General features: G+C 65.9%; 21 protein-coding genes. 8 read left to right on the forward strand and 13 right to left on the reverse strand.

The window, feature by feature from the left end; genetic code table 11:
• The first annotated feature begins 484 nt into the window (after positions 1-484).
• A complete protein-coding gene (locus tag LZC94_35690) occupies positions 485-1,423 on the forward strand; it encodes an SLATT domain-containing protein (protein WXB13176.1) in 939 nt (312 codons plus the stop codon).
• A gap of 185 nt (positions 1,424-1,608) precedes the next feature.
• On the opposite strand, the gene LZC94_35695 is transcribed toward LZC94_35690, so the two are convergent.
• The 5 genes from LZC94_35695 to LZC94_35715 form a co-directional block, all read right to left on the reverse strand.
• On the reverse strand, positions 1,609-2,262 hold the full coding sequence (locus tag LZC94_35695; GenBank protein WXB13177.1) for a DUF4360 domain-containing protein: 654 nt from the start codon (positions 2,260-2,262) through the stop codon (positions 1,609-1,611).
• Between the two features lie 790 nt (positions 2,263-3,052).
• Positions 3,053-3,688, reverse strand: coding sequence for a hypothetical protein (locus LZC94_35700; protein ID WXB13178.1), 636 nt, complete (start codon positions 3,686-3,688; stop codon positions 3,053-3,055).
• Between the two features lie 73 nt (positions 3,689-3,761).
• Positions 3,762-4,007, reverse strand: coding sequence for a hypothetical protein (locus LZC94_35705; protein WXB13179.1), 246 nt, complete (start codon positions 4,005-4,007; stop codon positions 3,762-3,764).
• A 107-nt stretch (positions 4,008-4,114) separates the two neighbouring features.
• Positions 4,115-4,804, reverse strand: coding sequence for a response regulator (locus tag LZC94_35710; GenBank protein WXB20289.1), 690 nt, complete (start codon positions 4,802-4,804; stop codon positions 4,115-4,117).
• Positions 4,805-4,812: 8 nt separating this feature from the next.
• Entirely contained in the window at positions 4,813-7,539 is a 2,727-nt protein-coding gene (locus LZC94_35715) for a sensor histidine kinase KdpD (protein ID WXB13180.1), read from the reverse strand.
• Between the two features lie 131 nt (positions 7,540-7,670).
• Between LZC94_35715 and LZC94_35720 the strand changes: the two genes are divergently transcribed.
• A complete protein-coding gene (locus tag LZC94_35720; protein ID WXB13181.1) occupies positions 7,671-8,216 on the forward strand; it encodes a HAMP domain-containing histidine kinase in 546 nt (181 codons plus the stop codon).
• Positions 8,217-8,259: 43 nt separating this feature from the next.
• Here LZC94_35720 and LZC94_35725 read toward each other — a convergent pair whose 3' ends face one another.
• The gene (locus tag LZC94_35725; protein WXB13182.1) at positions 8,260-9,522 is read right to left on the reverse strand and encodes a porin; all 1,263 of its coding nucleotides are present in this window, start codon (positions 9,520-9,522) and stop codon (positions 8,260-8,262) included.
• Positions 9,523-9,889: 367 nt separating this feature from the next.
• On the opposite strand from LZC94_35725, the gene kdpF reads away from it, so the two are divergent.
• From kdpF to kdpC, 4 genes are read left to right on the forward strand one after another with little or no spacing between them, the layout of a single operon-like run.
• Positions 9,890-9,979, forward strand: coding sequence for a K(+)-transporting ATPase subunit F (gene kdpF / locus LZC94_35730; protein ID WXB13183.1), 90 nt, complete (start codon positions 9,890-9,892; stop codon positions 9,977-9,979).
• Positions 9,979-11,724, forward strand: a complete 1,746-nt coding sequence (gene kdpA, locus LZC94_35735) for a potassium-transporting ATPase subunit KdpA (protein ID WXB13184.1) — start codon at positions 9,979-9,981, stop codon at positions 11,722-11,724. Before kdpF ends, kdpA begins: the two co-directional genes overlap by 1 nt.
• Positions 11,725-11,726: 2 nt before the next feature.
• Positions 11,727-13,934, forward strand: a complete 2,208-nt coding sequence (gene kdpB / locus LZC94_35740; protein WXB13185.1) for a potassium-transporting ATPase subunit KdpB — start codon at positions 11,727-11,729, stop codon at positions 13,932-13,934.
• Between the two features lie 22 nt (positions 13,935-13,956).
• The gene (gene kdpC / locus LZC94_35745; GenBank protein WXB13186.1) at positions 13,957-14,583 is read left to right on the forward strand and encodes a potassium-transporting ATPase subunit KdpC; all 627 of its coding nucleotides are present in this window, start codon (positions 13,957-13,959) and stop codon (positions 14,581-14,583) included.
• Here the strand turns inward: kdpC and LZC94_35750 are convergent.
• The 6 genes from LZC94_35750 to LZC94_35775 form a co-directional block, all read right to left on the reverse strand.
• A complete protein-coding gene (locus tag LZC94_35750; GenBank protein WXB13187.1) occupies positions 14,552-17,734 on the reverse strand; it encodes a CusA/CzcA family heavy metal efflux RND transporter in 3,183 nt (1,060 codons plus the stop codon). The two genes, kdpC and LZC94_35750, sit on opposite strands and share 32 nt — an antisense overlap.
• Positions 17,731-18,993 (reverse strand): efflux RND transporter periplasmic adaptor subunit, encoded by a 1,263-nt coding sequence (locus LZC94_35755; GenBank protein WXB13188.1) that lies wholly within the window; start codon positions 18,991-18,993, stop codon positions 17,731-17,733. The genes LZC94_35750 and LZC94_35755 overlap by 4 nt, the downstream gene beginning before the upstream one ends.
• Positions 18,990-20,423, reverse strand: coding sequence for a TolC family protein (locus LZC94_35760; GenBank protein ID WXB13189.1), 1,434 nt, complete (start codon positions 20,421-20,423; stop codon positions 18,990-18,992). Before LZC94_35760 ends, LZC94_35755 begins: the two co-directional genes overlap by 4 nt.
• A gap of 111 nt (positions 20,424-20,534) precedes the next feature.
• Complete coding sequence (locus LZC94_35765; GenBank protein WXB13190.1) at positions 20,535-21,047, reverse strand: hypothetical protein; 513 nt, start codon at positions 21,045-21,047, stop codon at positions 20,535-20,537.
• A gap of 41 nt (positions 21,048-21,088) precedes the next feature.
• A complete protein-coding gene (locus tag LZC94_35770) occupies positions 21,089-21,937 on the reverse strand; it encodes a LysR family transcriptional regulator (protein WXB13191.1) in 849 nt (282 codons plus the stop codon).
• Between the two features lie 69 nt (positions 21,938-22,006).
• Positions 22,007-22,459 carry a hypothetical protein gene (locus LZC94_35775; GenBank protein ID WXB13192.1) on the reverse strand — a complete coding sequence of 151 codons (453 nt, stop codon included), beginning with the start codon at positions 22,457-22,459 and terminating at the stop codon, positions 22,007-22,009.
• Positions 22,460-22,728: 269 nt separating this feature from the next.
• Here LZC94_35775 and LZC94_35780 point away from each other — a divergent pair, with 269 nt between their 5' ends.
• Positions 22,729-23,169, forward strand: a complete 441-nt coding sequence (locus LZC94_35780; GenBank protein ID WXB13193.1) for a hypothetical protein — start codon at positions 22,729-22,731, stop codon at positions 23,167-23,169.
• Between the two features lie 68 nt (positions 23,170-23,237).
• Here LZC94_35780 and LZC94_35785 read toward each other — a convergent pair whose 3' ends face one another.
• Positions 23,238-24,860, reverse strand: a complete 1,623-nt coding sequence (locus LZC94_35785; GenBank protein WXB13194.1) for an amidase — start codon at positions 24,858-24,860, stop codon at positions 23,238-23,240.
• 155 nt (positions 24,861-25,015) lie between these two features.
• Between LZC94_35785 and LZC94_35790 the strand changes: the two genes are divergently transcribed.
• Positions 25,016-26,422 (forward strand): serine/threonine protein kinase, encoded by a 1,407-nt coding sequence (locus LZC94_35790; protein WXB13195.1) that lies wholly within the window; start codon positions 25,016-25,018, stop codon positions 26,420-26,422.
• The last annotated feature ends 20 nt before the right edge of the window (positions 26,423-26,442 follow it).

The following is a 26,442-nucleotide window of genomic DNA, read 5'->3' on the forward strand; positions in this document are numbered from 1 at the left end:
ACGTCATGCCGCAACAGGATCGATCGAACGGTGCGGGGAGCCAAGGTTCGGCAGAGAGCCCCGGTCCAATGCCGTCTTGCGACGGCAAGGAAAGGCTCTACCTATGACCCGCGAGGAACGCCACACACTCCCGCCAGAACGTGAAACCCCGGCACGGGCCATCCGTGTCTCGGTGATGGACGGTGTCGACGCCGGAAACTCCGTCGTCGTCTTCCCAGACATGCGCATCCACATAGGCACGGAGGAGTTGTCCGATCTGCGCGTCAGCGATCGCACGGTGTCGGCGCGCCACCTCGCCATCGACTGTGTCGGCCACCGATTCCGCATTACCGATCTCGACTCCGTCAACGGAACGCGGCTCAATGATGTGCCCGTCGAAAAAGCCTACATCATGGCGGGCGATGTAATCTCGTGTGGAAGTGTCAGATTGGCAGTCACGACGGAAAACGAAGACGAATCCCCTCGCTCTCGTCAATCCCGCGTCATGGAGTTCGACCGAGCGATGGGGAGTCACCCACCTCCGGACATCAAGGACCTGCTCGCAGAGTGGCAAGCGTGGGCCCAGGTCTCCAGCAAGAGCCACCGCAGGGCCGCGGTGCGCCTCGAACGCAGGCACTATTGGCTGGGCGTTCCGAGCACGTTGATGGGCGCCATCGTCGGCACGACCATCTTCGGCACCATCGAAAAGGCGGCCACCAGCCTGCCGCTGAAGATCGCGCTGGCGGTGGTGAGCATGACGGCCGCCGGCCTCGTCGCACTGCAAACGTTCTTTCGCTACTTGGAAAGGGCCGGGCAACACAATCTCGCCCACGCGGAGTACGACGATATCGCACGGTCCATCGAGCTTCTGTCGGTGGACACCAAGAGCCGGCCCGATTGGGTGAAGTCCCTCGAAGGATTGGGGCACCGGCTGGATGCCATCAAAGGGAAAGCGCCCATCCCTCCCGACGCCGACGATCTGGAGCACGAAGCGGAAGCTCTCAAAGAACGATTCCGCCTGCGACTGAGCGCCTCCGTCATGCGGCGCGAACGCCCCCACGACGTGCGGGGCTCCAACGCGCGCCTGATCGAGGCGCATCCGAGCACACGTCCAAGTCCTGCACGGCTGCGTCGTGCGCCGGCCATTCCTCCCACGGAGTTCTTCAGCGGGCCGCTCGATTCCTCCCGTTTCTACGAGGAGGACGAGCGAATCGCCGCCTGGCGCGAGGCGAAGGAAAAGGAGAGGGAGAAGGAGCGGGCCAGGCTCGACACGGAGAGGCGGGTCCGGGAAGTAGCCGAAGCGCGCTCGTTCTCCTCCGAAGAGCGCGATGGCACCTCCCCCGACGACGCACGCACCACCAGCGCGCAACGGGGGGAGGCCCATCGCTTGGAGGGAGGAAGCTTCGCTGCCCAGCTGCGTGCCTTCGAAGCCGTGGACAATTGAATGAACGCGGGCACACGCCGGCCGTGACGGCGCAGAGCTCTGCGCCCTAAAGGGCAGCATACGTCGGAACACCGGACAGGCGCGGCATTCGCGATCGATAGGAGGGCGATCGGCGATGGCCGCACCTGTCCGATCAGGGTATCGGTCGCGGGCTCACCGTCGGATCGTGGCGCTGGATCGGCCGACTACGGGCACGTCTTCCACGCGAAATGGTAGGTGGTATTGATGGCGCCGTCCGTCGAATCCATGGCAATGAAGCTGACTTTGCTCGCGCTCGAGGACCCCAGGCCCACGCGCAGCTCGGTATTGATATTGAAGTTACGCTCTTCGCCACACGGCTTGTAGACCAGTGCGGCCACGTCGGTGGTGTCCGTCGCCTGCCAGTCGTCGTCCATTGGGCCCGAAAAATTGTGGTTCCGGAAGGACGTCGGCGAGTTGCCCTGGAAGTAGTAATTCGCCCGTTCCAGGCCAGTGGCCCCGCGTTCCAGGTGCGCAAAGCCTCGGTAGTCGGCCTGCGCGATCGCATACGTGAAGCCCTGGGGGACGTGCACGCGCAGATTTAGCTGGCAGTTTTTACGGATATCCGTGGGATTGGAATTACCACCGACCTGCGCCATGAACTGGCTGTATGTCACGGTGAACGCCGTGTTGTCGGGGGAAACGGCGACGGCGGCCGTGTTCTGCGGGCACCCGGAGCCGTTCACCGTCACCACGTCGATCACGATCTTGTCGGGAGGGGGTCTCCCTCCCCAATCGAAATTAGCTGTATCTGCATCGGTAGCCAACGGAAGAGCCAACAGCGGCAGGCTGACGGCCACCGCGGAAATCAGGTTTAGCATGAGAATTTCCTCCGATACTTCACAATAGTCACCGGCGAGTTGCCTTTGACCGAATGGTCAAGGCCAATTGTGTATCGGCAAACACATATTACAGCTATGCGTTACAACATGTGAGTCACACCGCAAACTGCGAATTCGGAAGACTGCGAAATTCGAGCACCCCTCCAAACGAGATCGTGCATATAGACATTAACCATCCTTGTAAATCGATTTCGCCAATTCACCGTACGATGGGCTGCCAATTTCGCCATTTCGCTGCGCGACGAATGTCGCTGTGGAAGCTCGAGCGTCGCCGCCCGTGGCGCGGTCGGCAAAACATGACGCCCTAAAATTTCCGGCTGCGCGATTTCCGTCTGCGGTGCGCGTTCCGCCCGAAAAAGACCAGTGCTCCGACGTTTGCTCGAACGACGTTCGTCACATGGCGAATGGCCCCGCTTCGCATCGAGCGATGTCGAAACGGTACATCATCATTGTTCGTTACGGCACGTCATCATTGGAAACCGATTTCCGCTCGCCGGCAGATGGAAATGGCAACCACGGGTTTCACCCGCGGACATGGCTCGCGCGAAACGAAATGGTTCGTATCGAATCAGCGAGCACGCTTCGAAGTGAGGAGACGACCGCGAGGACGCCAGGGGCGCTAGGGCGAGCGATTGTTATTTCGATTGCGCCAATTTCGTCATTGGAACACGTGAGAGAGCTTGGGATACGAATGTTTGGAAGCTCGCGCCTGGCGTCCTCGCGCCCGGCGGTTCCTCTCGATCCCATGCAGCGGATGGCGTCGCCGCGATCACTCGTGCGCGGAGGCCTCTTTGCGCTCCGTCCAGATCACGTCGAAGCTGCATCGATTGTCGCCGGCGGTGAGGGGGCGCATCCAGACGTCGCCGCGCACCTCGCAGAACTCCAAGGCGGCGGCCAGCGCGCCCGCCATGGCCGTGAGGTGGCCGGGGGCGCCGAGCATCGCCTTGGGGATGTTGTTGAGCACGATGGTGACGGCGCCCTCGGCGCGGGATAGGCATATGAGCTCGCCGCTGCGGCTGTAGACGGCGTCCCAGAATCGGGGGGCGAAGCGATAGAGGCCGCGCGGGGTGAGGCCGAAGATTCGGATGGCCGTGTCCCGAAGCGGGCGAATCCAGGGGCGGGAGGTGACGCGCAGCATGGTGGCGCGGCCCCAGTTGAAGGTGTCCTTCTCGCCGAGCACGTCTTGGTAGGCGACGGCCAGCTGGATGCCGTACTCGATGGGCACCCACGTGAGGCGTGTAGCCTGCACGATTTCTCGTAGATGATCCGGATTGTAGCGGCCGTAGATGGCGCGCGCGACCGCGGGGGGCAGCTCGTCGATCAGCGCGACGGCTTCGTGCAATTGGCCAGCGCGCATGCGCGGAGCTTCGCCCGCGGAAGGCGGTGGTGACGTGGCGCTGCTCATGCGGATTGCCCCTCCAACTCGATCGATCGTTCGTTCGATCGCTCGACGCCGCGCATGCGCGGACGACTTCACTCTATCGGTTTTGGAGCCGGCGACGCAAGCGCACGAACCGAGAGGCGAGCGGGGCGACGAGCAGGCGGCTCATCAGAAGCGCCATCAACAACGCCAGGGTGGGCTCGGCACCGAATGGCTCTTGGTAGGCCAAGGTGCCGACGACGCGCACGACGCTGGCGACCCAGACCGCGAACGCGACCACGAGCACGCCCGTCTCGAGCGAGGCTCGGTGCGAAGTCTCCGGAAGCTCGGTTGCTCGATCCATGGCGCGCGTTCTCCTCGGTGGAAGTCCCACGCTTCGTTAATAGGCCCCGCCGGATCAAGATGCGATCAAGACGGCCTCGAAGCGGATTCACGCGTCGCGGTCGAGGGTCAATCCTCCGTCTTCAGCCGATATCCGATGCCCGGCTCGGTCACCAGATAGCGCGGGCGCGCCGGCTCGCGTTCCAGCTTGTGGCGGAGTTGGACCATGTAGACGCGAAGGTATTGCGTCTGGGTCGCGTAGGCCGGTCCCCATACTTCCTTGAGCAGCTGACGGTGGGTCAACACCTTGCCTGCGTTCTTCATCAGCACGGTCAGAAGTTTGTATTCGATGGGGGTGAGATGGACCTCGGCGCCCTCGACGAAGACCTGGCGCTTGTCGAGATCCATCTTCAAGCCGCCCACCTCGAGCACCGGCTCGGCGCGCTCGAGCCCCGAACGCATCGCGTGGCGCAGGGCGACGCGGATGCGCGCCATCAGCTCGCCCGTGCTGAAAGGCTTCGTCAGATAGTCGTCGGCGCCCTCGTCGAGCGCGCGGATTTTGTCCTCCTCTTGGCCGCGCGCGCTGATGACGATGATAGGGGTCGCCGTCCACGCGCGGAGCCCTTTGGTGACCTCGAGTCCATCCATGTCGGGCAGCCCCAAATCGAGGAGGACCAAATCGGGATTATGCGTCTGGGCCTGCATGAGACCGTCGCCACCGGTGGCAGATTCAACCACTCGGTATCCGTGGCTCGTCAGCGAGGCTCGAAGGAATTTTTGCATCTGCGGCTCGTCTTCCACCACCAGAATGCGCGGGATGACTTCGGTCATGGCGAAAGCTCCAGCCTGGGCGGCTCTCCCTCGATGGGCAGCGTAAAGTGAAAGAAGGCGCCGCCGCCGTCACGGTTCTCGGCCCAGATGCGGCCACCATGGGCGGCGATGATGCCGCGGCAGATCGTGAGCCCCAGGCCCGCGCCGCCCCGGAGGCCGGTCGTGTTCTGTTGAGCGCGAAAAAACTTTTCGAAAATTCGTTCCTCTTCACCCGGTGAGATGCCGGGACCGCGATCGGCGACCGTCACTTGAACTTCGCTTTCTTGGATGCGCGCTCGCGCTTCGATGGCAATCGGTGCATGCGGTGGAGTGTATTTTGCAGCATTTTCGAGGAGGTTCACCAACACTTGCTCGATGAGCACGGAATCGAGGGCGACCAGGGGTAAATCGCCCGGCAAATCGGTCGAGATGGAGCGTCCCACCAGCGCCGAATCGAGCCGGTGCAGGGCGGAGCCGACGACCTCTTCCAGCGGCTGCCACTCTTTGTGCACGCGAAGGGAGCCCGCCTCCAGGCGCGTGGCGTCGAGCAGGTTGCGCACCAGACGGGCGAGGCGGTCGCTCTCGTGCAGGATCGTCTCCGTGAGCTCGCGGCGCGTGTCGCCGCCCACGTTCCCCTCGAGCAAGGTGCTGGCCGCCCCCGTCACCACCGCCAGCGGGGTGCGCAGATCGTGTGAAACGGAGCTGAGAAGCGCGTTGCGGAGCTGCTCGGACTCGACCTGAACGCGCGCGCGCTGCGCCTCCTCGGCGAGCTCGGCGCGCTCCATGGCGGCGGCGATTTGGCTCACGAACGCCTCCAGGTGCTGGCGCCGTTGCGGATCGAGCAGCAGCTCGGGGCTATCGGGCTTTACGCCGAGCACCCCGAGCACGCCGCGCGAGGCGCGGATGGGGAGATACAGTCCGCGCGCCGAGGGCAAGGTGTCGGTGCCGGTGCCCGCGAGCTGCGCATGCTGCCAGACCCAGCTCGCCACGCCTTCTTCCTTGTCGTCGAGCTCGAACGTCGCCACCTCGTGCGCGATGGGTACGAGCCTTCCCACGCGCTCCGTGTTCGTGCGCCCCGATGGCCGCAAGATGACGGCCTTCACGTGGAAGACGTCGGCCACGTGCCGGGTGCCGGTGGCCACCACCTGCTCCAAGGTCTTGGCGGTGGCCAGCTCGCGGCTCATGGCGTAGAGGCTCGCGGTTCGGCGCTCCCGATCGCCCGCGGACGCGGCCTGTTCGCGCACGCGCGTGGTGAGCCGGCTGATGATGCCGGCGACGAGGAGCATCACGCCGAAGGTCATGAGGTGCCGAAAATCGCCCACGGCGAACGCGAAATACGGCGGGATGAAGAAAAAGTCGTAGCAGACGACGCTCACCACCGCCGTCACCATCGACGGCACGAAGCCGAAACGCATGGAGACGAGCACGATGCCGAGCAGGTAGACCATCACCGTATCGGGGAGCTGCGCGGGCAGGGCGCCGCGAAAGATCAGGGTCGAGATGCCCGTGGCCACGATGGCCGCGACGGCGCCGGCCACGTAGCCGGTGGGCTCCGAGTGCTCCGGCGCGGGGGCGCGCTCGCCGCGCGCGGAGCCATTGTTTTTTTGCTCTCCGGAGAGGACGTACACGTCGACGTCGCCGCTGTGGCGCACGATCTCGTCGAGGAACGAGGCCTTCAAGCGATCGCGCCAGCGCGAGTGGGTCGGCTTTCCCACCACCACGCGGGTCACGTTGCGCTGGTGCGCGTACACCATCGCGGCCTCGGCGGCCTTGGCCCCCGTGATGGTCACCGCTTCGGCGCCGAGCTGCTGCGCGAGCTGCAGGTTGGCGGCCACGCGCCGGTTGTCCTCCGTGCTCTGGCGGAGCGACGCGGGGGTCTCGACATAGACGGCGATCCAATCCGCGTGGAGCGAGCTGGCGAGGCGGCGCGCGCCGCGCACCAGGCGCGCGGAGGTGGGGCTCGGGCTCACGCACACCAAGACGCGCTCGCCCGCCGGCCACACGCGCTCGATGCCGTGCTCCCGCTTCCAGAGCCGCATCTGCGCGTCGACCCGCTCGGCCGTGCGGCGGAGGGCGAGCTCGCGCAGCGCGATCAAATTTCCTTTGCGGAAGAAGTTGGAGACCGCGCGGCGCGCCTGCTCGGGCACGTAGATTTTGCCGTCGCGCATGCGCTCGAGCAGCTCGTCGGCCGGGAGATCGATGACCCGAATGTCGTCGGCCCGGTCGAGGATCGAGTCGGGCACCGTCTCGGCGACGATGACGTGCGTGATCTGCGCCACCACGTCCTTCAGGCTCTCGACGTGCTGCACGTTGAGGGTGGTGAAGACGTCGATGCCCGAGTCGAGCAGCTCCACCACGTCCTGCCAGCGCTTCGTATGCCGCATCTCGGGCGCGTTGGTGTGCGCGAGCTCGTCGACCAAAAGGAGCCCGGGGCGGCGCGTGAGCGCGTGATCGAGGTCGAGCTCCTCGAGCTCCACGGTGCGGTGCACGATGGTGCGGCGCGGGAGGATCTCGAGCCCCAAGAGGAGCGCCGCCGTGTCGTAGCGGCCATGGGTCTCGACCACGCCCACCACCACGTCGCGCCCGTTGGCGCTCTCCGCCCGCGCGGCCTCGAGCATCGCGTAGGTCTTTCCCACGCCGGGGGCCGCTCCAAAGAAGATGGTGAGTCTGCCGCTCTTGGCTCGCGTTTCCTCTTCCCGCACGCGCTGCAGGAGGAGATCGGGGTCGGGACGGCCGTCGCTCATGTGGCCGCGAGCATAATGCGATGAAGTCCAAAGATCGATCGGCGCGCCGACCCCGCTCGGCATAAAAAAGACATTAAGAGTCACAGCGTGCTGTGGTGGAACGGCAGCTCGCCTCGGCTAAGATGAATATCATGACGGAGCAGATGGCCACGACGACGGAGACGGCCGCGGGCCCAGGACGTCTCGAAGCGATTCCATTACGCCGTGCGCTCACCGATCTGCGGGAGCTCCTCGCCTCGAGCCTCGAGGCGCTCGCCGACCAGGCGGCCCGTCTCGACATCGAATTTCGAATCCACACGACCGACGAGGTGCCGCCCGCCGCGCGCATCGATCCCGAGAAAATCGCCTGGGCCATCGCGACCTTGGCGGGAAATGCGCTTCGCTACACGCGGCCGGGGACGCGGCTCATGCCGGGAGGATCCATTCACGTCTACCTGGATTACGCGCCCGGGACCGGGGAAGTGATCCTGTCGGTCCAAGACGACGGCCCCGGTATCCCGGAGGACAAAGTGCCCTGGCTCTTTCAGCGCGCGACCGGAAAGACGCACGCCGCCGGCTTGGGGCTGAAGTTGATCCACGACGTGGTCACCGCCCACGGGGGATCCATCGACGTGGACAGCCGCACCGAGGGCTTCGAGCACGGGACGTCGATCACGTTGCGCATCCCCGCGCGCTGAATCGCGTCCGGCCGCGGGCTCGGGCATGGCGTGCATACTCGCATTAGAACCAAGCCGTGGCGCCGAAGAGCACCGTGTCCTGCGTGTCCTCGCTGGCCACGTACGGGTTCGCGGCGCTTCCATCGCCTTGGACATGGCGGCCATAGAAGAGCGGCGCGTCGGCCATGTCGCGGCGGTACTCCAGGCGAAGCGAGAGCTGATCGTGCGGGCGAATGTCGAGGGTGGCGGTGGTCGAGCTGACCCACTCGACCCCGCCCCAAAAGAGCGGCGAGCTGGAGCCCGCGCTGGACGTGGCCAGGTGCTCGTGGAAGCGATCGCCGCGCAGCGCGACGTACACGCGATTCATCGGCTTTACGCGCGCGTAGAGGGCGCCGGCGACCCAGCGCGCCGTTCCAAAGCGGTTCGGCTCCCAGCCGTAATCGGCTTGACCGGCCACCGAGAGCCAGGGGGTGGCGTCGTACTGCGCGATGGCGTCGACATGATGGCGCCAATAACGGCCTTCGGGGGCCCCGGACGAGCGCTCGATGCCGCCGAAGTACAGGAGCTGGACCAGGAGCTTATCCGGTAATTTGTATGTGACATTGGCCTGGAGGCTCTTTTCTTCGTTGTTGTCGACCACGTTGTTCCAGCCGTTGAAGACGGCGATCGTGGACGAGAGCTCGTTCGTCCACTCGTAGGTCGCGCGAAGGCCGGCGTGATAAAATGGAAGCCCGAAGAACAGGTTGGATCGCGACCAGTTCCAGTTGTCTTTGACGGCCAACACTTCGTAACCGATCGGCGAGGCGAACAACCCGAGCTGAAACTGAAGCCCGCGTCCAACCGGTGCCTTGTACGAAACGTACGCTTCTTGCAGGTATTTCCATAGCTCCGGTCCGCTCGCGTTGACGGAGCCGCTCCCCGGGAGGGATGGCTCGCCAAGGTAATAGGTGCTCGGCGTGGAGCCGATCTGCATGACGATGCGCGCGCCGAGCGGCCCCGCCTCGAGGTTCGCGCCCAGCGCAGCGTTGGAGAGGGTGAACGAGTCGTGCCGGTTGTCGAAGCCGCGGAAATTGGTAATTCCGTTCGACGGCCGGTTGAAGTTGTAAGCGAAATAGCCCTCCACGTAACCAAAGGGCGTAATCTTTACGGATGGCAGCGCGGGCGCTGCGGGCTGGGGTGCCGGGGTCGCGGGCTCGGCCGGTGCGGGTGGCGCGGGCGCGGCGGGGGGCGCGACCTCCTGCGCGTGCGCAGCCGAGGAGAGCAAGACGGCGAACAGAAAGGATCCTTGGGAGACGCGGGATCGGCGCGTGTGAGCAAGAGTAAACACGCCGCGCACGCTAGGCGTTCGCGGATCAAGAACGCGTTAAGCCGCCAGGCTGCTTCAGCCACCGGCGTTCGAGGAGCAAGCATCGATCGAGGTGGGCTCGTGGGAGGGCTCGGATCGTACCGTTCGGCTCCGTCTTGATCCAATCTTAACGCAGGGTCGTGCGCTCTTTATGCAGTCTTGATTCGCGCGGACCTACGTTGCGCTCGCGTTTCGCACAAAGCAGCAGAAGCAGCTTACCCCGTAGAAAACGAGAGAAGGAACTTCGGTCCATGGACATCATCTTCATCGGCCTCACCTTGGCGCTCTTCGGCTCCATGCTCGCGCTCATGCACCTTTGCGAACGGGTCTGACGAACCAGGAGCTCTCCATGTCCATCTTTCACACCGTGGGCGCAGTCCTATCGGTCGCGCTCTTCATTTATCTAGCGTTCGCCATGCTCAAGCCGGAGAAGTTCTGATGACGACCAGCGGCATCTTGCAGCTCGTCTTGTACTGCGTGCTCCTCGCAGCCGTATCCAAGCCGCTCGGCGACTACATGGCCCGCGTCTACATGGGAGAGGCGCGGTTCGCGCAAAAGATCTTCGGACCGCTCGAAAACCTCACGTACCGCGTTCTTCGCGTCGACCCAAAGCGGGAAATGACGTGGAAGACTTATGCGGTCGCGGTCCTCCTCTTCAACCTGGTCGGTATTCTGGTCGTTTATGTTCTGCAGCGCGTGCAGGGGGTCCTCCCGGCCAACCCGCAAGCCCTCGGCGCCGTCACCCCCGACTCGTCGTTCAACACGGCCATCAGCTTCGGGACCAATACGAATTGGCAGGGCTACGGCGGCGAAACGACCCTGAGCTACTTCACGCAGATGATGGGGCTCACCGTGCAGAACTTCGTTTCGGCGGCGGTGGGCATGGCGGTGCTGGTCGCCCTTTTGCGCGGCTTCACGCGGAGGACCGCGTCGACCATCGGCAACTTCTGGTCCGATCTGGTACGCAGCACGCTCTACGTCTTGGTGCCGCTCTCCATCGTCCTTGCGCTGGCCCTGGTCTCGCAAGGCGTCGTGCAGACGTTTGGCAGCTACGCGTCGGCCACCCTGGTCGAAGGGACCAAAGACGCCGATGGCAAGAGCGTCGTCGATCAAGTGATCGCGCTCGGCCCGGCCGCCTCGCAAATTGCCATCAAGCAGCTGGGCACCAACGGCGGAGGCTTTTTCAACGTCAACTCCGCGCACCCGCTGGAGAACCCCACGGGGCTCTCGAACTTCCTCGAGGTGTTCGCCATTTTGATCATCTCGGCGGGCCTCTGCCACACCTTTGGAAAGATGGTGGGCGATCCGCGGCAGGGTTGGGCGGTGCTGGCCGCCATGTTCGTGGTCTTCGTGCCCCTGCTCTTCTTCTGCGCGTCGCAGGAGCAGGCGGGAAATCCCATGCTGGCGAGCCTCCCCATCGATCAAGCGGCGAGCGCGCTCTCGTCCGGCGGCAACATGGAAGGGAAAGAGGTGCGCTTCGGCATCGCGAACTCGGCCCTCTGGGCGACCGCGACCACCGCGGCCTCCAATGGCTCCGTCAACGCCATGCACGACTCGTTTACCCCGCTCGGCGGCTTGGTGCCGATGTGGCTGATGCAGCTGGGCGAGATCATCTTCGGCGGCGTCGGCTGCGGCCTCTACGGCATGCTCATGTTCGCCATCATCGCCGTCTTCATCGCGGGCCTGATGGTGGGGCGCACGCCGGAATACCTCGGTAAGAAGATCGAGGCCTACGAGATGAAGATGGCGTCCATCGTCATTTTGGTGCCCGGCTCCCTGGTGCTCATCGGCACCGCGGTCGCGTGCATGACGGAGGCGGGCCAAAGAGGGGTATTCAACCCCTCCGCGCACGGCTTCAGCGAGATCCTCTACGCGGTCTCCTCCGCCTCGAACAACAACGGCAGCGCGTTCGGCGGGCTGTCGGCCAACACGCCTTTCTACAATACGCTGCTCGGTATTTGCATGTTCGGCTCGCGCTTCTGGCTCATCGTGCCGGTGCTCGCCATCGCCGGCTCGCTCGCGAAGAAGAAGATCGTCCCGCATACCAGCGGCACCTTGCCGACCCACACGCCGCTGTTCGTGGCCATGCTCGTCGGCACCATCGTCCTGGTGGGCGCCCTCACCTTCATTCCGGCCCTCGCGCTCGGCCCGATCGTCGAGCACCTCCTCGCCATGGGGTCTTGATCATGAATACGCACGATAAATCTTCGCTGACCCCCTCGATCCCCGAGGCCCCGCCCTCGGCGCGTCCTTCGCTTTCGCTCATCGCGGCCTCCGGCAAAAAAGAAGCACACGCCCAAGCGCGCGCGGGCATCCCCGTCGCCCGCGGCGGCGCGGCGCCGCGCAAGCTGTTCGAGGCGAACATCGTCGAACGCGCCATCGTCGACTCGTTCTTGAAGCTCGATCCACGACATCAAATCAAGAACCCCGTCATGTTCGTCGTCTTGGTGGGGAGCGTGCTCACCACGTTGCTCTTCGTGCAGGCGCTGGTGGGCACGGGGGAGGCGCCGGCGGGCTTCATCTTCGGCATCTCCGCGTGGCTCTGGTTCACCGTGCTCTTCGCAAACTTCGCGGAGGCCATGGCCGAGGGCCGCGGCAAGGCGCAGGCCGATGCCCTTCGCAATGCGCGCAAGGACACCCCGGCGAAGAAGCTCTCCGAGCCCCGGCGCGAGGGCAAGGCCACGGTCGTATCCTCGTCCACCCTCCGAAAAGGAGACGTGGTGCTCATCGAGGCGGGCGACGACATTCCATGCGACGGCGAGATCATCGAGGGCGTCGCGTCGGTGAACGAGGCGGCCATCACCGGGGAGAGCGCGCCGGTCATCCGCGAGAGCGGCGGCGATCGAAGCGCGGTGGTCGCGGGCACCTCGGTGCTCTCCGACTGGATCGTGGTGCGCGTGGCCGCAAACCCGGGCGAGACCTTCCTCGATCGCATGATCTCGATGGTGGAGGGCGCCAAACGCCAAAAGACGCCCAATGAAATTGCGCTCAACATTCTCTTGGCCGTGCTCTCCATCGTCTTTTTGCTGGCCACCGTGACCTTGCTGCCGTTCTCGCTCTTCAGCGTCAAGGCGGCGGGATCGGGGCAACCGGTCACCGTCACCGTGCTCGTCGCCCTCTTGGTGTGCCTCATTCCGACCACCATCGGCGGGCTGCTCTCCGCCATTGGTATCGCCGGTATGGACCGGATGATCCAAGCCAATGTGATCGCCACCTCCGGCCGCGCGGTGGAGGCGGCGGGCGACGTCGATGTGCTGCTGCTCGACAAGACCGGCACCATCACCCTCGGCAACCGCCAAGCCACCAAGTTCCACCCGGCCCCCGGGGTGTCGGAGGCCGAGCTGGCCGACGCCGCGCAGCTCTCCTCCCTGGCCGACGAGACCCCCGAGGGCCGCAGCATCGTGGTCCTCGCCAAAGAGAAATACGGACTTCGCGAGCGCAATTTGCATGATTTGAACGCCGTCTTCGTTCCTTTCACCGCGCAGACGCGCATGAGCGGCGTCGACGCCGAGGGACGGCAGCTGCGCAAGGGGGCGTCGGAGGCCATCGAGGCCTATGTGCGCGCCAAGGGAACCGCGTTCCCGGAGGCCGTTCAGAGCACGGTCAAAGAGGTCTCGAAGAAGGGCGGTACGCCGCTGGTGGTCGCCGACGGCGCGCGCGTGGTCGGCGTCATCGAGCTGAAGGACATCGTCAAGGGCGGTATCAAGGAGCGCTTCCAAGAGATGCGGCGCATGGGGATCAAGACGGTGATGATCACCGGCGACAACCCGCTCACGGCCGCCGCCATCGCCGCCGAGTCGGGGGTCGACGACTTCCTCGCCGAGGCCACCCCGGAGGCGAAGCTCAAATTGATCCGCGAGCACCAAGCCGGCGGGCGCTTGGTCGCCATGACCGGCGACGGCACCAACGACGCCCCCGCGCTCGCCCAGGCCGACGTGGCGGTGGCGATGAACTCGGGCACGCAGGCGGCCAAAGAAGCCGGAAATATGGTCGATCTCGACTCGAACCCGACCAAATTGATCGAGATCGTCGAGATTGGAAAGCAAATGCTGATGACGCGCGGCGCGCTCACCACATTCAGCATCGCCAACGACATTGCAAAGTACTTCGCCATCATTCCGGCGGCGTTTGCGGTCACCTACCCGCAGCTCGGCAGGCTGAACGTGATGCACCTGGCCACCCCGGGCAGCGCCATCATGAGCGCGGTGATCTTCAATGCGCTGGTCATCATTTTCCTGATTCCGCTGGCGCTCCGCGGGATCCCATACCGCCCCATCGGCGCCAGCGCGCTCTTGAAGCGCAATCTTCTCATCTACGGGCTCGGCGGCGTGGTGGTCCCCTTCATCGGGATCAAGCTGATCGATCTCGTCCTCGTCGTCCTGCACCTCACCTGATCGCGCAATCGAGGTATCGAACATGAGCGCCACCGTGACCTCCCAGCAAACACAAACCGATCCGCAGCCGAGCTTTGGCCAGCAGGCCCTCACGGCCACCGGGATGCTGATCATCCTGAGCCTCATCACCGGGCTCGCGTATCCGCTGCTCGTGACGGGCATCGCGCACGTCGCCATGAAGGACAAAGCCGAGGGCAGCCTGATCGTGCGCGATGGAAAGGTCGTGGGCTCGCGCCTCGTGGGCCAGCCCTTCGAGGATCCGAAGCACTTCTGGGGCCGCATATCGGCGACGTCGCCCGTAGCGTACAATGCGGGCGCTTCGAGCGGCTCCAACTTGGGCCCCACCAACGAGGCGCTGACCAAGGCCGCCCAGGCGCGCATCGATGCGCTGCGCGAGGCCGATCCGGGGAACGAAGCGCCGATCCCCGTCGATCTGGCGACCGCCTCGGGGAGCGGGCTCGATCCGCATATCAGCCTGGCGGCGGCCGAATACCAAGTAGGCCGGGTGGCGCGCGCCCGCGGGATCCCCGAGGCGCGCGTGCGCGAGCTCGTGGCCCAGAACACCGAGGGGCGCGATCTCGGCATTCTGGGCGAGCCCCGCGTCAACGTGCTCGCGCTCAATCTCGCACTGGACGCGCGCTCGAAATAGGCAGCGCGCGCGACTTCCAGATGGCAAAGAGGGCGGGATACACGGTGAGCTCCAGCACGAACGACGTCACCAGCCCGCCCACCATGGGCGCCGCGATGCGCTTCATCACATCGGCGCCCGTCCCGGTGCTCCACAGCACCGGGACGAGGCCGAGGATCATGGTGGCCACCGTCATCAGCTTCGGCCGAAGGCGCTTGGCCGCCCCCTCGACGATGCTCTCGCGCAAATCCGTGTGGGTGCGGAGGCGCCCCTCGCGCGCATACCGATCGTGGGCGAGCTTGAGATAGAGGAGCATCACCACGCCGGTCTCCGCGTCGAGGCCGGCCAGCGCGAGGATGCCCACCCATACCGCCACGCTGACATGGTAGTGCAAAAGGTAGAGGAGCCACACGGCCCCCACCAAGGAGAACGGAACGGCGAGCAGCACCATCGAGGTCTCCGTCGCCGATTGGGTGTTCATGTAGAGAAGCAGCGCGACGATCCCCAAGGTGAGCGGGACGACCCATTTCAGCCGCTCCTTGGCGCGCTCGAAGTACTTGAATTGCCCGACCCACGCGATCCGCGTCCCCGGCGGCAGCTGGACGGCGGCGCCCACGACGTTCTTCGCCTCGGCCACGTAATCGGCGATGGGCCTTTCGGTGTCGACGAAGACGAAGCCGACGAGCCTCCCGCCTTCGCTTCGGATCATGGGCGGTCCCAAGACGCTTCGAACGGTGGCCACCTGCGAAAGTGGGATAGGGCCGCCCTCGGGGGTCGCGACCAGGACGCGGCCCAAGAGCTCGGGCTCGTCGCGAAACTCGCGCGCATAGCGCACATTGATGGGAAAACGCCGGCGCCCCTCGACCGTCTCCGAGACATTTTCGCCGCCGATCGATTGCGCCACGACCGTGTCGATGTCGCGAACGGAGAGCCCGTGGCGCGCGGCCTCTTCGCGTTTGACGTCGATATCGAGATAAAAGCCGCCGACGCCGCGCTCGGCGAAGGCGCTGCGGGTGCCAGGAATGCCGGCCACGGCGCGCTCGATGGCGAGGGCCGCCTTCTCGATGGTGTCGCGATCGTCGCCGAAGACTTGAATGCCGAGGGGGCTGCGCACGCCGGTGGCGAGCATTTCGGTCCGCGTTTGAATCGGCATCCACCAGACGTTGGGCATACCGGGGAAGCGCATTTTCTCGTCCATCTCGCGAACGAGCGCGTCCCACGTCAGCCCCTTTCGCCATTGATCGCGCGGCTTCAAGACGACGTGCACCTCCGCCATGCCGAGCGGCGCAGGGTCGGTCGCGCTCTCCGCGCGCCCTTGTTTGCCAAAGACGCTCAGCACCTCGGGGAACTTCATGAGCTCGCGATCGATGGCTTGGAGCACCACCGCCGATTCGTTTTCGGACATGCCGGGTGGCGCCGTGGGCATGTAGAGGAGGACGCCTTCGTTGAGCGGCGGCATGAACTCGCTGCTCAGGCCTAGGGCGGCCGGAACCGTGAGCGCCATGGTGACGAGGGCGGCCGCGACGACCTTCCCGCGGTGCGCGACCACGAAGCGAACCACGGGCGCGTAGAGCGCGGTGAGCCAGCGGTTGATGGGATTTTTCGTTTCGTCGTGCACCTTGCCGCGGATGAGGAGAACGGCCAGCGCGGGGGTCAGGGTGATGGCGAGGATGGCCGCGAAGCCAATGGAGTACGTCTTGGTGAAGGCGAGCGGCTTGAAAAGACGCCCCTCCGTGGCCTCCAAGGTGAAGACGGGGAGGAAGGACACGGTGATGACGAGCAAGGAGAAAAAGACCGAGGGGCCGACCTCCTGCATCGCCGCGATGAGCACACGGGTCCGTGATTCGCGGCCCTCCGTGCCTTGCCCTGGATACGCGTCGCGCTCCTCGCCGAGTCTCTTGTGGATGTTTTCGATCAGGATGATCGACGCGTCCACCATGGCGCCGATGGCCACGGCGATGCCGCCGAGGGACATGATGTTCGCCGTCAAATTCTGGTGAAGCATGGGAATGAAGGCGAGCAAGACGCCGATGGGCAACGTGAGAATCGGAATGAGGGCGCTTCGCGCGTGCAGCAGGAAGATGAAAATGACCGCGCTGACGACGATCATCTCTTCGACGAGGGTGCGCCGGAGCGTGCTCACCGCCTCGTCGATGAGCTGCGACCGGTCGTAGGTGACGACGATGCGAACCCCCTCGGGCAAACCTCGTTCGATCTCCGAAATGCGCTCCTTCACGGCGTCGATCACGGTCAGCGCATTTTCGCCATAGCGCATGACCACGATGCCGCCGGGCGCCTCGCCCTCGCCATTGAGCTCCGTGAGCCCGCGCCGCATGTCCGGGCCGAGCTGCACGTGCGCGACGTCCTTGACCCGAATGGGCGTTCCGTCCACGACGCGGATGGGGCTCTGGGCGATATCGTTCGTCTTTTGCACATAGCCGCGCCCTCGAATCACGTGTTCGTGGCCGGCAATTTCGAGGACGCGCCCGCTCACCTCCTGGTTCGAATCGCGCACGGCGCGGACCACGTCATCCATGGTGACCCCGCGGGCGAGCAGCGCCTGGGGATCCACATTGACTTGATATTGCTTCACGTAACCGCCCACGCTCGCGACCTCGGCCACGCCGGGCACGCTGGCGAGCGCATAACGGATATTCCAATCTTGAAGGGCGCGCAGCTCGGCGAGATCGTTTTTGCCGCTTTTGTCGACCAGGGCATACTCGAAGACCCAACCGACGCCCGTGGCGTCGGGGCCCAAGGTGGGGTTCGTGCCCTGCGGCAGCTTGGCGCGAACGGCGCTCATGGACTCCAGCACCCGGCTTCGCGCCCAATAAATGTCCGTCCCTTCGCGGAAGATGACATGGACGAAGGACATGCCGAACATCGAAGTTCCGCGCACCGCCTCCACCTTGGGCGCCGAGAGCAGCGCCGAGGAGATGGGATACGTGATTTGGTCCTCGACCCGGTCGGGGCTCTGCCCCATCCACTCCGTAAAGACGATGACCTGGACGTCGGAGAGATCGGGGATGGCGTCGAGCGGCGCCTTTTGCAGCGACACCCAGCCCCATGCCGCGGCGGCGAAGGCGACGAGGATCACCAAGAACGGGCTGCGCGCGCTGGCCGCGATGATGCGCGCGATGAGGCCCGTATGGGCGTGGGTAGGCTCGCTCACGGCTCGTCCCCCGCGTCGGAGGCGTTCTCCCAATAGGCCGCGGCCGTGCGGATGCGGGCCTCGGCGGCGATGAGAAATACGCCGGAGACGGCCACGGAATCGCCGGCTTGCAGGCCCGAGAGCACCTCGTACATCCCATGGGCCTCGGCGCCGATCCGGATCGCGCGCGGTTCGAAGCGGCCCTCGCCGCGATCGAGGAACACGAGCCTTCGCGGGCCGGTGTAAACGACGGCGGCCGAGGGCACCTGGAGCCGGGTGCCCATGTCCGCCCCCAGCTCGACGGTCGCGTACATTTCGGGGCGGAGCGCGAGATCGCGATTGGCGACCGTCACGCGCACCCGCCCCGTGCGCGCTTTGGCGTCGAGGGACGGGTCGATCGACGCGACCTTGGCGTCGTAGGTGCGATCGGGCGCGTGGTCGAGGATGACCTCGACGGGCTGCCCCACGCGCACGTGCACGAGATCGGCTTCGTAGACGTTGGCTTCGATCCAGACGCGATCGAGCGCGGCGATGCGAAAGACGCGGGTGCCGGGCTCGATCGAGGCTCCTTCGACGGCGTTCTTCTCGGCGATGAAGCCGCTCGCAGGCGAGAGCACGGTGATGCTCTCGGCGGGCGCGCCCTTTTTGGCCATGGCGTCGATCTGCGCATCGTCCATACCGAGGAGGCGCAACCTTTGGCGCGCGGCGTGGACGAGGGGGGCGTTCGACGCCTGCAGGGCGAGCAGGAGATCGTGCTGCGCGTTGTACGATTCGGGGCTGTACATCTCGAAGAGGGGCTGGCCTTTGCCGACGGGTTGCCCCGGCTGGCTCGCCATGAGGCGCGTGATCCAGCCACGCACCCGCGGGTTCACGTCGGCGAGCCGTGACTCGTCGTAGGCGACGCGGCCCGCGGCGCGGAAGGTGGTGCGCATCGGGCCGACGGTGACGGGCGCCGTGCGCACGCCGATGAGTTGGCGGCGGGAGTCGTCGAGGGTCACCGTGCTGGCCTGCGGGTCCTTCGCGTCCTTTGCGTCTTTCGCATTTTTCGCGTTGGACGCGTCCTTCGTGTCCTTCGCGACCGGCACCAGGTTCATGCCGCAGATGGGGCACTTGCCGGGCCCCGGCTGCTTGACCGAGGGGTGCATCGAGCACGTGTAGTGATCGATCGCGGCGGCGCGGCCATCGCGATCCTGGAAGCGGGCCACGAGGGCAAAGCCACCTGCGACCGCGAGGAGCGCGAGCACGCGCCGCCGCAACGGCGAAAAGGGTCGAGCGCTCATCGTACGGCCTCCTCTCCGCGGATTCGGATTTGTCCGGGCTCGCCGAGACCCGGAATGCGCCCCAGCGCGCGCTCGAGCTCCGCATGGCGTCGGTCGCAATCGGCGCGCGCTACTTGGTATTCGAGCTCGGCCCTCCGCAAACCCCGCTCGGCCTCGATGACCGCGGAAAACGAACTTTGCGATGCGACGAAGCCGGCGCGTGCGGCGTCGATCTGGCTGCGCGCCACCGGCAAAAGCCGCGCTTCGAACGAGCGCACCAGGTGCTCCGACTCTTCGAGCTGCTTCACGGCCACGAACACCTGGGTGCGCGCCATATCCCGAAGGTGCGCGACCTCGCTCGCCATGCGCGCGCGCGCCGCGTCGGCTTCGTCGACGGCACCCGCGCGGCGACCGGTTTGGATGGGCAATGGAAAGGCGAGGCCCACCATCCAGCGGTGCTCCGGCATATCCCACATCGCGTTGTACGAGGTGGAGACGGTGACATCGGGGTAATACTCGCGGCGACCGCGCTCGGCGCGGGCCACCTCGGCGCGCTCGCGCTCGCGGGCGGCGGTGATCTCCGGACGTCGCGCGAGCGCCTCCTCGCGAAGGCGTTCCGAGTCGCGCCCGTCGCGCACATCGCGCGCAGCCTGCGCGACGGACGGCGCGGGGGGCAAGGCGAGCTCGTTCGGCGGCGAGGGCAGCGGAAGCTCCGGCGCGCGGTGCAAAAGCTCGTTCATCTGCGCCACGGTGACGTCGCGCCGGGAGGCGAGGACGACGACGTCGTGCTCCAGGTGCGCGAGCTCGGCCTCCGCTTGCAGCGGATCGTGCGCCATCGCCCGCCCGGCTTCGAATTGAGCCAGCGCGCCCGCGTGCAATGTCCGCATCAGTCGAATGTGCTCTTCGTGGATGGCGAGCGAGCGGACCGTCACGAAGTATTGGTCGTAGAGCGACGATGCGGCGAGCGCGAGCTCCCGCTTCGTCGCCTCGAAATCGCCCTTCGCCGCCCCCGCCTCGGCGGACGCCGCGTCGCGCTCGAGCGCGCGCTTTCCGAACCACGGCAAACGCTGGTGAATACCGACTTCGTAGCCCAATCGTGCGCTCGAGGAGCCTATCGAGAGCGGCGCGATCCCCACGTTCACCATGGGATCGTCGACCTCCCCGGCCTGCCGTGCTCGCGCGACGGCCGCACGCCACCCCTGCCGCGCCGACTCGATGCTCGCATTGCGCTGCAGCACCGCGCGCACGTACGCCGCGCGCTCGAGCACGGGCCCGCGCAGCACCTGGTCAGAATCGTCCGGCGCGAGCCGAGTTGGATGAAAAGAAGAAGACGGAGCAGGCGGCGGAAGAGCCGTTGCGCCGTTTGCGCCCGTCGCGCAGGCGGCCAAAAGCAAGGACGCGAGCGCGAACCACGGCGTTCGCGCGCGCCCGTACATCGGAGCAAAATCCATCGGAGAATCCTTTTTTGACGTTTGGCGCCGACCAGCAGACGACGGCACGTCGCCTGCGACCCATGTCGCGCGAAGCGCGCTACCGGAGAAGCGCGCGCTTCGCGGGTCGGCTCACGTCAAAAAGACCATCAATCGTGCGCGTTGCGCGCTCGGCGACGGCAAGGGCACGCGCCATCGTTCCACGACCCGCGGCAGCCGATGGCAAATGCCAAATAGTGGATCGGCGGTGCAACGTTGCTCACCCTGCAGGTCGGAGACGAGCGCAACCAGCGGCGCCTCCGGTACGCTGGGGCCGTCGATGTGGGCGCCGTTCGGCACGCTCGGCATGGTGAGCACTTCGCAACAATCCACGTGGTGCGCCCGAAGCTCGGCGCGGGCGGGGTCCTGCACCGCGCGACCTTCCGTGGCGACGGCCGCCGCATGAAGGCAGGGGTTCGACACCAGCAGGCCCATGGGGGCGCAGAAGAAATAACGCTGGCCCGCCTGCGCAAATCCGCAAAGAACGGCAAAGACGAGCACGGCGCAGGCGAAAAGCCGCGCTGTGGCGACCAACGCGCGCAGCCCGCTCCCCAGCGCGCTTTGGCGCCTGGTGCGTTGCGTTTCTCGGCCGCGGTTCCGTCCCACGGCCGATTTCGTATCACCCACACCGTGCGCGCGCAATCCGCCTAAGCCTGCGCCAGCCGCGTGCGCAGGTATTCGATGAAGAGGCGCACCTTGGGGGGAGCCTGCGGGCCGGGGTACACGGCGTGGATACCGCCTTCGCGCAACCGGTACGTGGGAAGGAGCGAGACCAATCGCCCTTGCCGCACGTCGTCGCCGATCAGGCAATCGGGCAGAATGGATATGCCGGCGCCGTTGATCACCAGCCCCCTCACGGCGGCGACATTGTTGGCCTGCGCCACCTGACGCATGCGCACAGTGCGCCGGTTGCCATCCGTCCCCGTAAACGTCCATCGCAAGGGGGAGGGCAGCGGCGCCACGGCAATCCAATCATGGTTCGCCAGCTCGAGGGGCGTGCGCGGTGTACCGCGGGCGGTCAGGTAATGCGGGGCGGCCACCACCAGCTGGTGAAAAGCGGCCAGCCGCACCGTGCGCAGCGAGGAGTCGCGCAACCAGCCGACGCGAATGGCCAAGTCGAAGCGCTCTGCAATCAGGTCGCGAATCTCGTCGCCGATGACCAAGTCGACCTGCAGCTGCGGGTGCCGCCGCATGAAGTCCGCCAGAAGCGGCGCGAGCACCCCGGGGCCGTAGTCCGTGGAGCTCGTGAGGCGCAAGGTGCCGGTCGGCTTCTCGCGATTTTGCGCGACCCGGGCAATCGCGGCGTTCGTTTCGCTCAGGATCCGCACACAGTCGGCGTGAAATGCCGCGCCGGCCTCGGTCAGGGCCATGCGGCGGGTGGTGCGCACCATCAACGACACGCCCAGCTCCCGCTCCAGCCTCGCAAGGTGGTGGCTCACCATCGCCTTCGTGAGCCCCAGCGGCTCTGCGGCTGCGGTGAACGACCCCGCGCGCACCAGCGCAGCAAAAACCGCTAGACGGTTTAAATTGACGTCGCCCTTCATAAAGACACGTCTAGCGATATTTTAGATGGGCGGGGAGAGCTTTGGCGCCGGCTTGGTGAGCTCCTTCTGGAGTTGATCGTGCATCTCGTCCAAGGTGCGGTGGAGCAGCTTGCGATCCGCGTCGAAGGCGCCGATGTAATCGAGGGCGGCCTCGACTTCGTTTCGGCCAAAAATGCGCATTCGCGGGTTGAACCAATTGATGGCAATGGCAGCGATGCGGGCCTCCCGCGTTGTCGCAATCACTGCCTTCAGACACGGCGTTCGACCCTCGGCATCGCGAAGGCGAACACGCTGCGCTGCGTTGGGCGGCGCGGAACAATGGACCAGCACCCGTTTGGCACGGGTCTCTGCCGAACGGTAAATTTCCAGGTACTGATCCCAGTCCGCATTGGTGGGTGTGCGGACCGTAACCACCACGATGTACTGCTCGAGCTCGCGCACGGCCATCGACCGAATGCGACGTGTTTGCTTCACGAATGACTCCCCCTGCCGGCGCCCACTCGGGCCTGAGCCGGCGGCCCTGCATTCACTTGCCCCTCGGATCCAACCACGAACTTGGCGCGGTCCTCGAACGGCGCCTTCGACGATGAAAAATCACCGCCCAGTATGTCAGATTCACATCGTCCCGTTAATCGGAAACTGCCATACAATATCGTATGGCGCACGCGCATAATCTTTGCGCGCGCCTGCTTCACCTTTCGTTCCCCTGCCCGTGCGCCGCGCCGATGCGCGATACTTGCTCCATGAGAATGTGCGGGGGGCTGGGGAAAATTATGATCGGCGGTGCGCTGTTCGTGCTCGGCGCCGAAGCTCACGCGGAGCCACCGAGCTGCGGCCGCGATTGCCAGATAGCGGCCGCAAACACGTACCTTCGCGCGCTCGTGACCCACGATGCGCGCGACGTGCCGCTGGCGCCGGCTGCATACCGGATCGAAAACGGGCTGCTCACCGGTATTTCCGGGGAAACGATCCGCCATGCCCTCGACACTGGCCCACAGTATCGGCTGATCACCGACCTCCGGGACCTGCAGTGGAGCGTTCACGATGGCCGCGTGGTGGCCGACTACCTTCTCGACATCCAACTACCGCAAATACCAATCGGACGGTTGACCATCCATGTTCGGGAGTGGTTTACGGTTCGGAACGATGGCCAGATTCACGTCATCGAAGCGCGGATTGGGTGAGCCCGGTGCGTTTCGACGAGGGCGGCTCGCTCCGACTCACTCGAGGAGCCGGCCACACGCGGTGGAAATTACAGGGTCGGTAGGAAGCGCGGCGGGCGGCGCGCGGCCGTCACCCGCTCCACCGCCGAGGCGAGCGAGAGCACACGTGCGTCGGACCAGCGGCCCGCGAAAATGGATATGCCCACGGGAAGCGGCCCGATGAACCCCGCGGGTACTGTGGTATGCGGATATCCCGCGATGGCGGCGGGTGTCGACGATGGAATGATATCGTTATCGCCTTTGACGCAATCCGTTTTCCAAGCAGGCGGATTGGTGGGCGCCACGATCGCGTCGAGGTGAAACTTCGCCAACGTCTCGTCGATCGAGCGGCGCGACAGATCGGCGAGCCGCGCACGGCGCGCGCGGTAGCCGGGATCGCTCGGCGGCGGGGCCACCTCGGCCTGCTCGAACAGCCCTTGATCGGCAAAGCAGGTTCGTTCCGCGGGATCGCGGCGGTTGTAGGCGATGAGATCGGCGAGGGTGCGCGGGCCGCCAATTCGCGTCGCCAGGTAGGCGTTGATGTCGCGTTTGAACTCGGTGAGCAGCGCGGGCAGCTCGTCGGCGGCGAGTTGATCTTGATACGGCGGTACGACCTCGATCACCGTCGCGCCGTTCGCGCGCAAGGTATCGGCGGTGGCGCGCATGACGCGGTCGACGTCGGGGCCGAGCACGGGCAAGCTCCACAAGCCGATTCGCGCGCCGCGCAGGGCGTTCGGATCGAGGAGCTTGGCATAGTTGGTGGGCTGGTCGCGCGGATAGTCGCCCGTGGCCGGATCGTCGGGATCGCGCGCTTGAAGGACGGACAGCGCGATGGCCGAGTCGACCACGTGCCGCGTGATGGGCCCCGCCGTATCCTGCTCGGCCGAAATCGGGACCACGCCGCTGCGGCTGACCAAGCCGAGGCTCGGTTTATGGCCGACCACACCGTTCATGCCGGCCGCGCAAACGATGGATCCGTCCGTTTCGCTGCCGATGGCGACTTGGGCCAGCGAGGCGGCCACCGCGGCGCCCGATCCCGACGAGGAGCCGCACGGGTTGCGATCGAGCACATGGGGATTGTTCGTGTGCCCGCCCACGCCGGACCACCCCGAGGTCGGCTTGACGGAGCGGAAATTCGCCCACTCCGAGAGGTTTGCTTTTCCGAGGATCACGGCGCCGCCCGCGCGCAGGCGACGGACCAAGAAGGCGTCGCGGGCGGGGCTGGATCCGAGCAAGGCGCGGGAGCCCGCGGTGGTGGGCATCACCACCGTATCGGCGTTGTCCTTGAGCAGCACGGGAATGCCATCCATGGGGCCGAGCGGTTTGCCAGCGCGATGACGCACATCGCTGGCGGCTGCCTCCGCGAGCACCAAAGGGTTGATGAAGAGCACCGATCCGAGCTTGCCGTCGAGGTGATGGATGCGTTGCAAATAGGCGAGGGTGAGTCGAATCGACGAGAGCTCGCCGCGGCCCATCATGCGCGCGAGATCGGGGATGGTCGCCTTATCGAGATCGAACGAGAGCGGAGCCGGCTCGCGTTCGGCATCCTGCAAGGAGTCGAGCCCGGCGCCGCCGTCGGCCCTCGCGGGTGAGGATTGAAAAGCAGCCGCCAATACGACGGCGGCTGCGGTGGCTGCCACTTGGAAGTGCGCCAATCGATGAATGGAACGCATGGATTTTCCTCCGTGAATGGCCGTCCGCCACGAAGACGGTGTACGCTGCGCCAGATACCCCCGATGTTGCGCGCCTGTCCAGATTGTGGCTTTCGTCGAAGCCCGCGCTCGGCTACGTTCGGATTGCAATTTTGAAGTCCAAGCACCATGCATTCGTGGACGGGCTTGCGGAAAAATCTCCGGACGATGTCTTCGCGGATCGATTCCTCATCGAGAAAGAGGCGGGCGTCGGCGGGATGGGGATCGTCTATCGCGCGCTCGATCGGGTCTCGGCGGGTCCGGTTGCGCTGAAGGTGCTCCGCAGAACGGAGCCTTCGACCATCAAGCGATTTGCGACCGAGGCGGGCGCGCTGGAAAACCTCGATCATCCGGCCGTGGTGCGTTACGTCGCCCATGGGGTGTCGGAAGAGGGTGAGCCGTACCTCGCGATGGAGTGGATCGAGGGCGAGAGCCTGCATGTGCGATTGGCACGCGCCAGCGCGGAGGGGACGCTGCTCGCGGTTCGAGACGTGCTCGAGCTGGGTCAACGGGTTGCGGGGGCGCTGGCGGCGGCCCATGCGCTGGGCATCGTTCATCGCGACGTGAAGCCAAACAACATCCTGCTCGTCGAGGGCGATCTCGCGCGCGCCAAGCTGGCCGACTTTGGAATCGCGCGCGCCGACTTTGCGACCCACGTGACCACGTCCGGGGTGATCCTGGGAACCGTCGGCTACATGGCGCCGGAGCAAGCGCGCGGCGCGACGGATCTGGATGGTCGCGCCGATCTGTTCGCGCTGGGGTGCGTGCTCTTTCGCTGCCTGACGAACAAGAATGTGTTCGAGGGGCCCGAGCCGATGGCGATGCTCGCCAAATTGCTGCTGCACGAGGCGCCGCGCGTGGGGGAGCTGCGGCCCGGGGTTCCTGCGGCGCTGGAGGATCTGGTCGCCAAGCTGCTCGCGCGGGAACGGGACAATCGTCCGGCGTCGGCGCTGGATGTGCTCGCGGAGCTAGCGCGTATTGCGACGATGCCGCTCGACACGGCGCCCATGACGCTTTATCGCGCGGCGGAAGCGGCGCGGGCTTCGGCGGAAGCGGCGCGGGCCTCGGCGGGGGGCGTGGGGAGGGCGGGGGCGGCGAAGGCGGCGGGGGGCGCGGAATCGACGACCCTCACCGATGAGCGTACACCGCCGGCGTCGGCGCATGCGGCGCGCGAGGGCAAGGCGTCCCTTGGATGGCGCACGGGCGCCGTGGTCGTCCTCGGCTTGGCGGTGCTCTTCGCGGCGGTGCTCACGGCGCTCTTCGTGCGCCATCGCGGCGAGTCGCGGGCCGCGGTGCACGCCGTCGACGCGCCGCGCGCGGTGCACGCCGTCGACGCGCCGCGCGCTCCGGAGCCAGCGGCCGCCACGGCTTCCGCTGTCGAGCGGCCCGAAGAGCCCGCGGCGGCGCCTTCCGCGTCGAGCGCCGTCCATCGCGCACCGCGCGCTCGCCCCAAGCCCAGCGCCGCGCCGGAGAAGCCGGATTGCAATCCGCACTACTACTTCGATGCGCAAGGGATAAGGCGCGCAAAACCGGAGTGCCTCTAGACGCGAAAGGCGCGCGACCC

The organism is Sorangiineae bacterium MSr11954 (assembly GCA_037157815.1).
Taxonomy (GTDB): domain Bacteria; phylum Myxococcota_A; class Polyangia; order Polyangiales; family Polyangiaceae; genus Pendulispora; species Pendulispora albinea.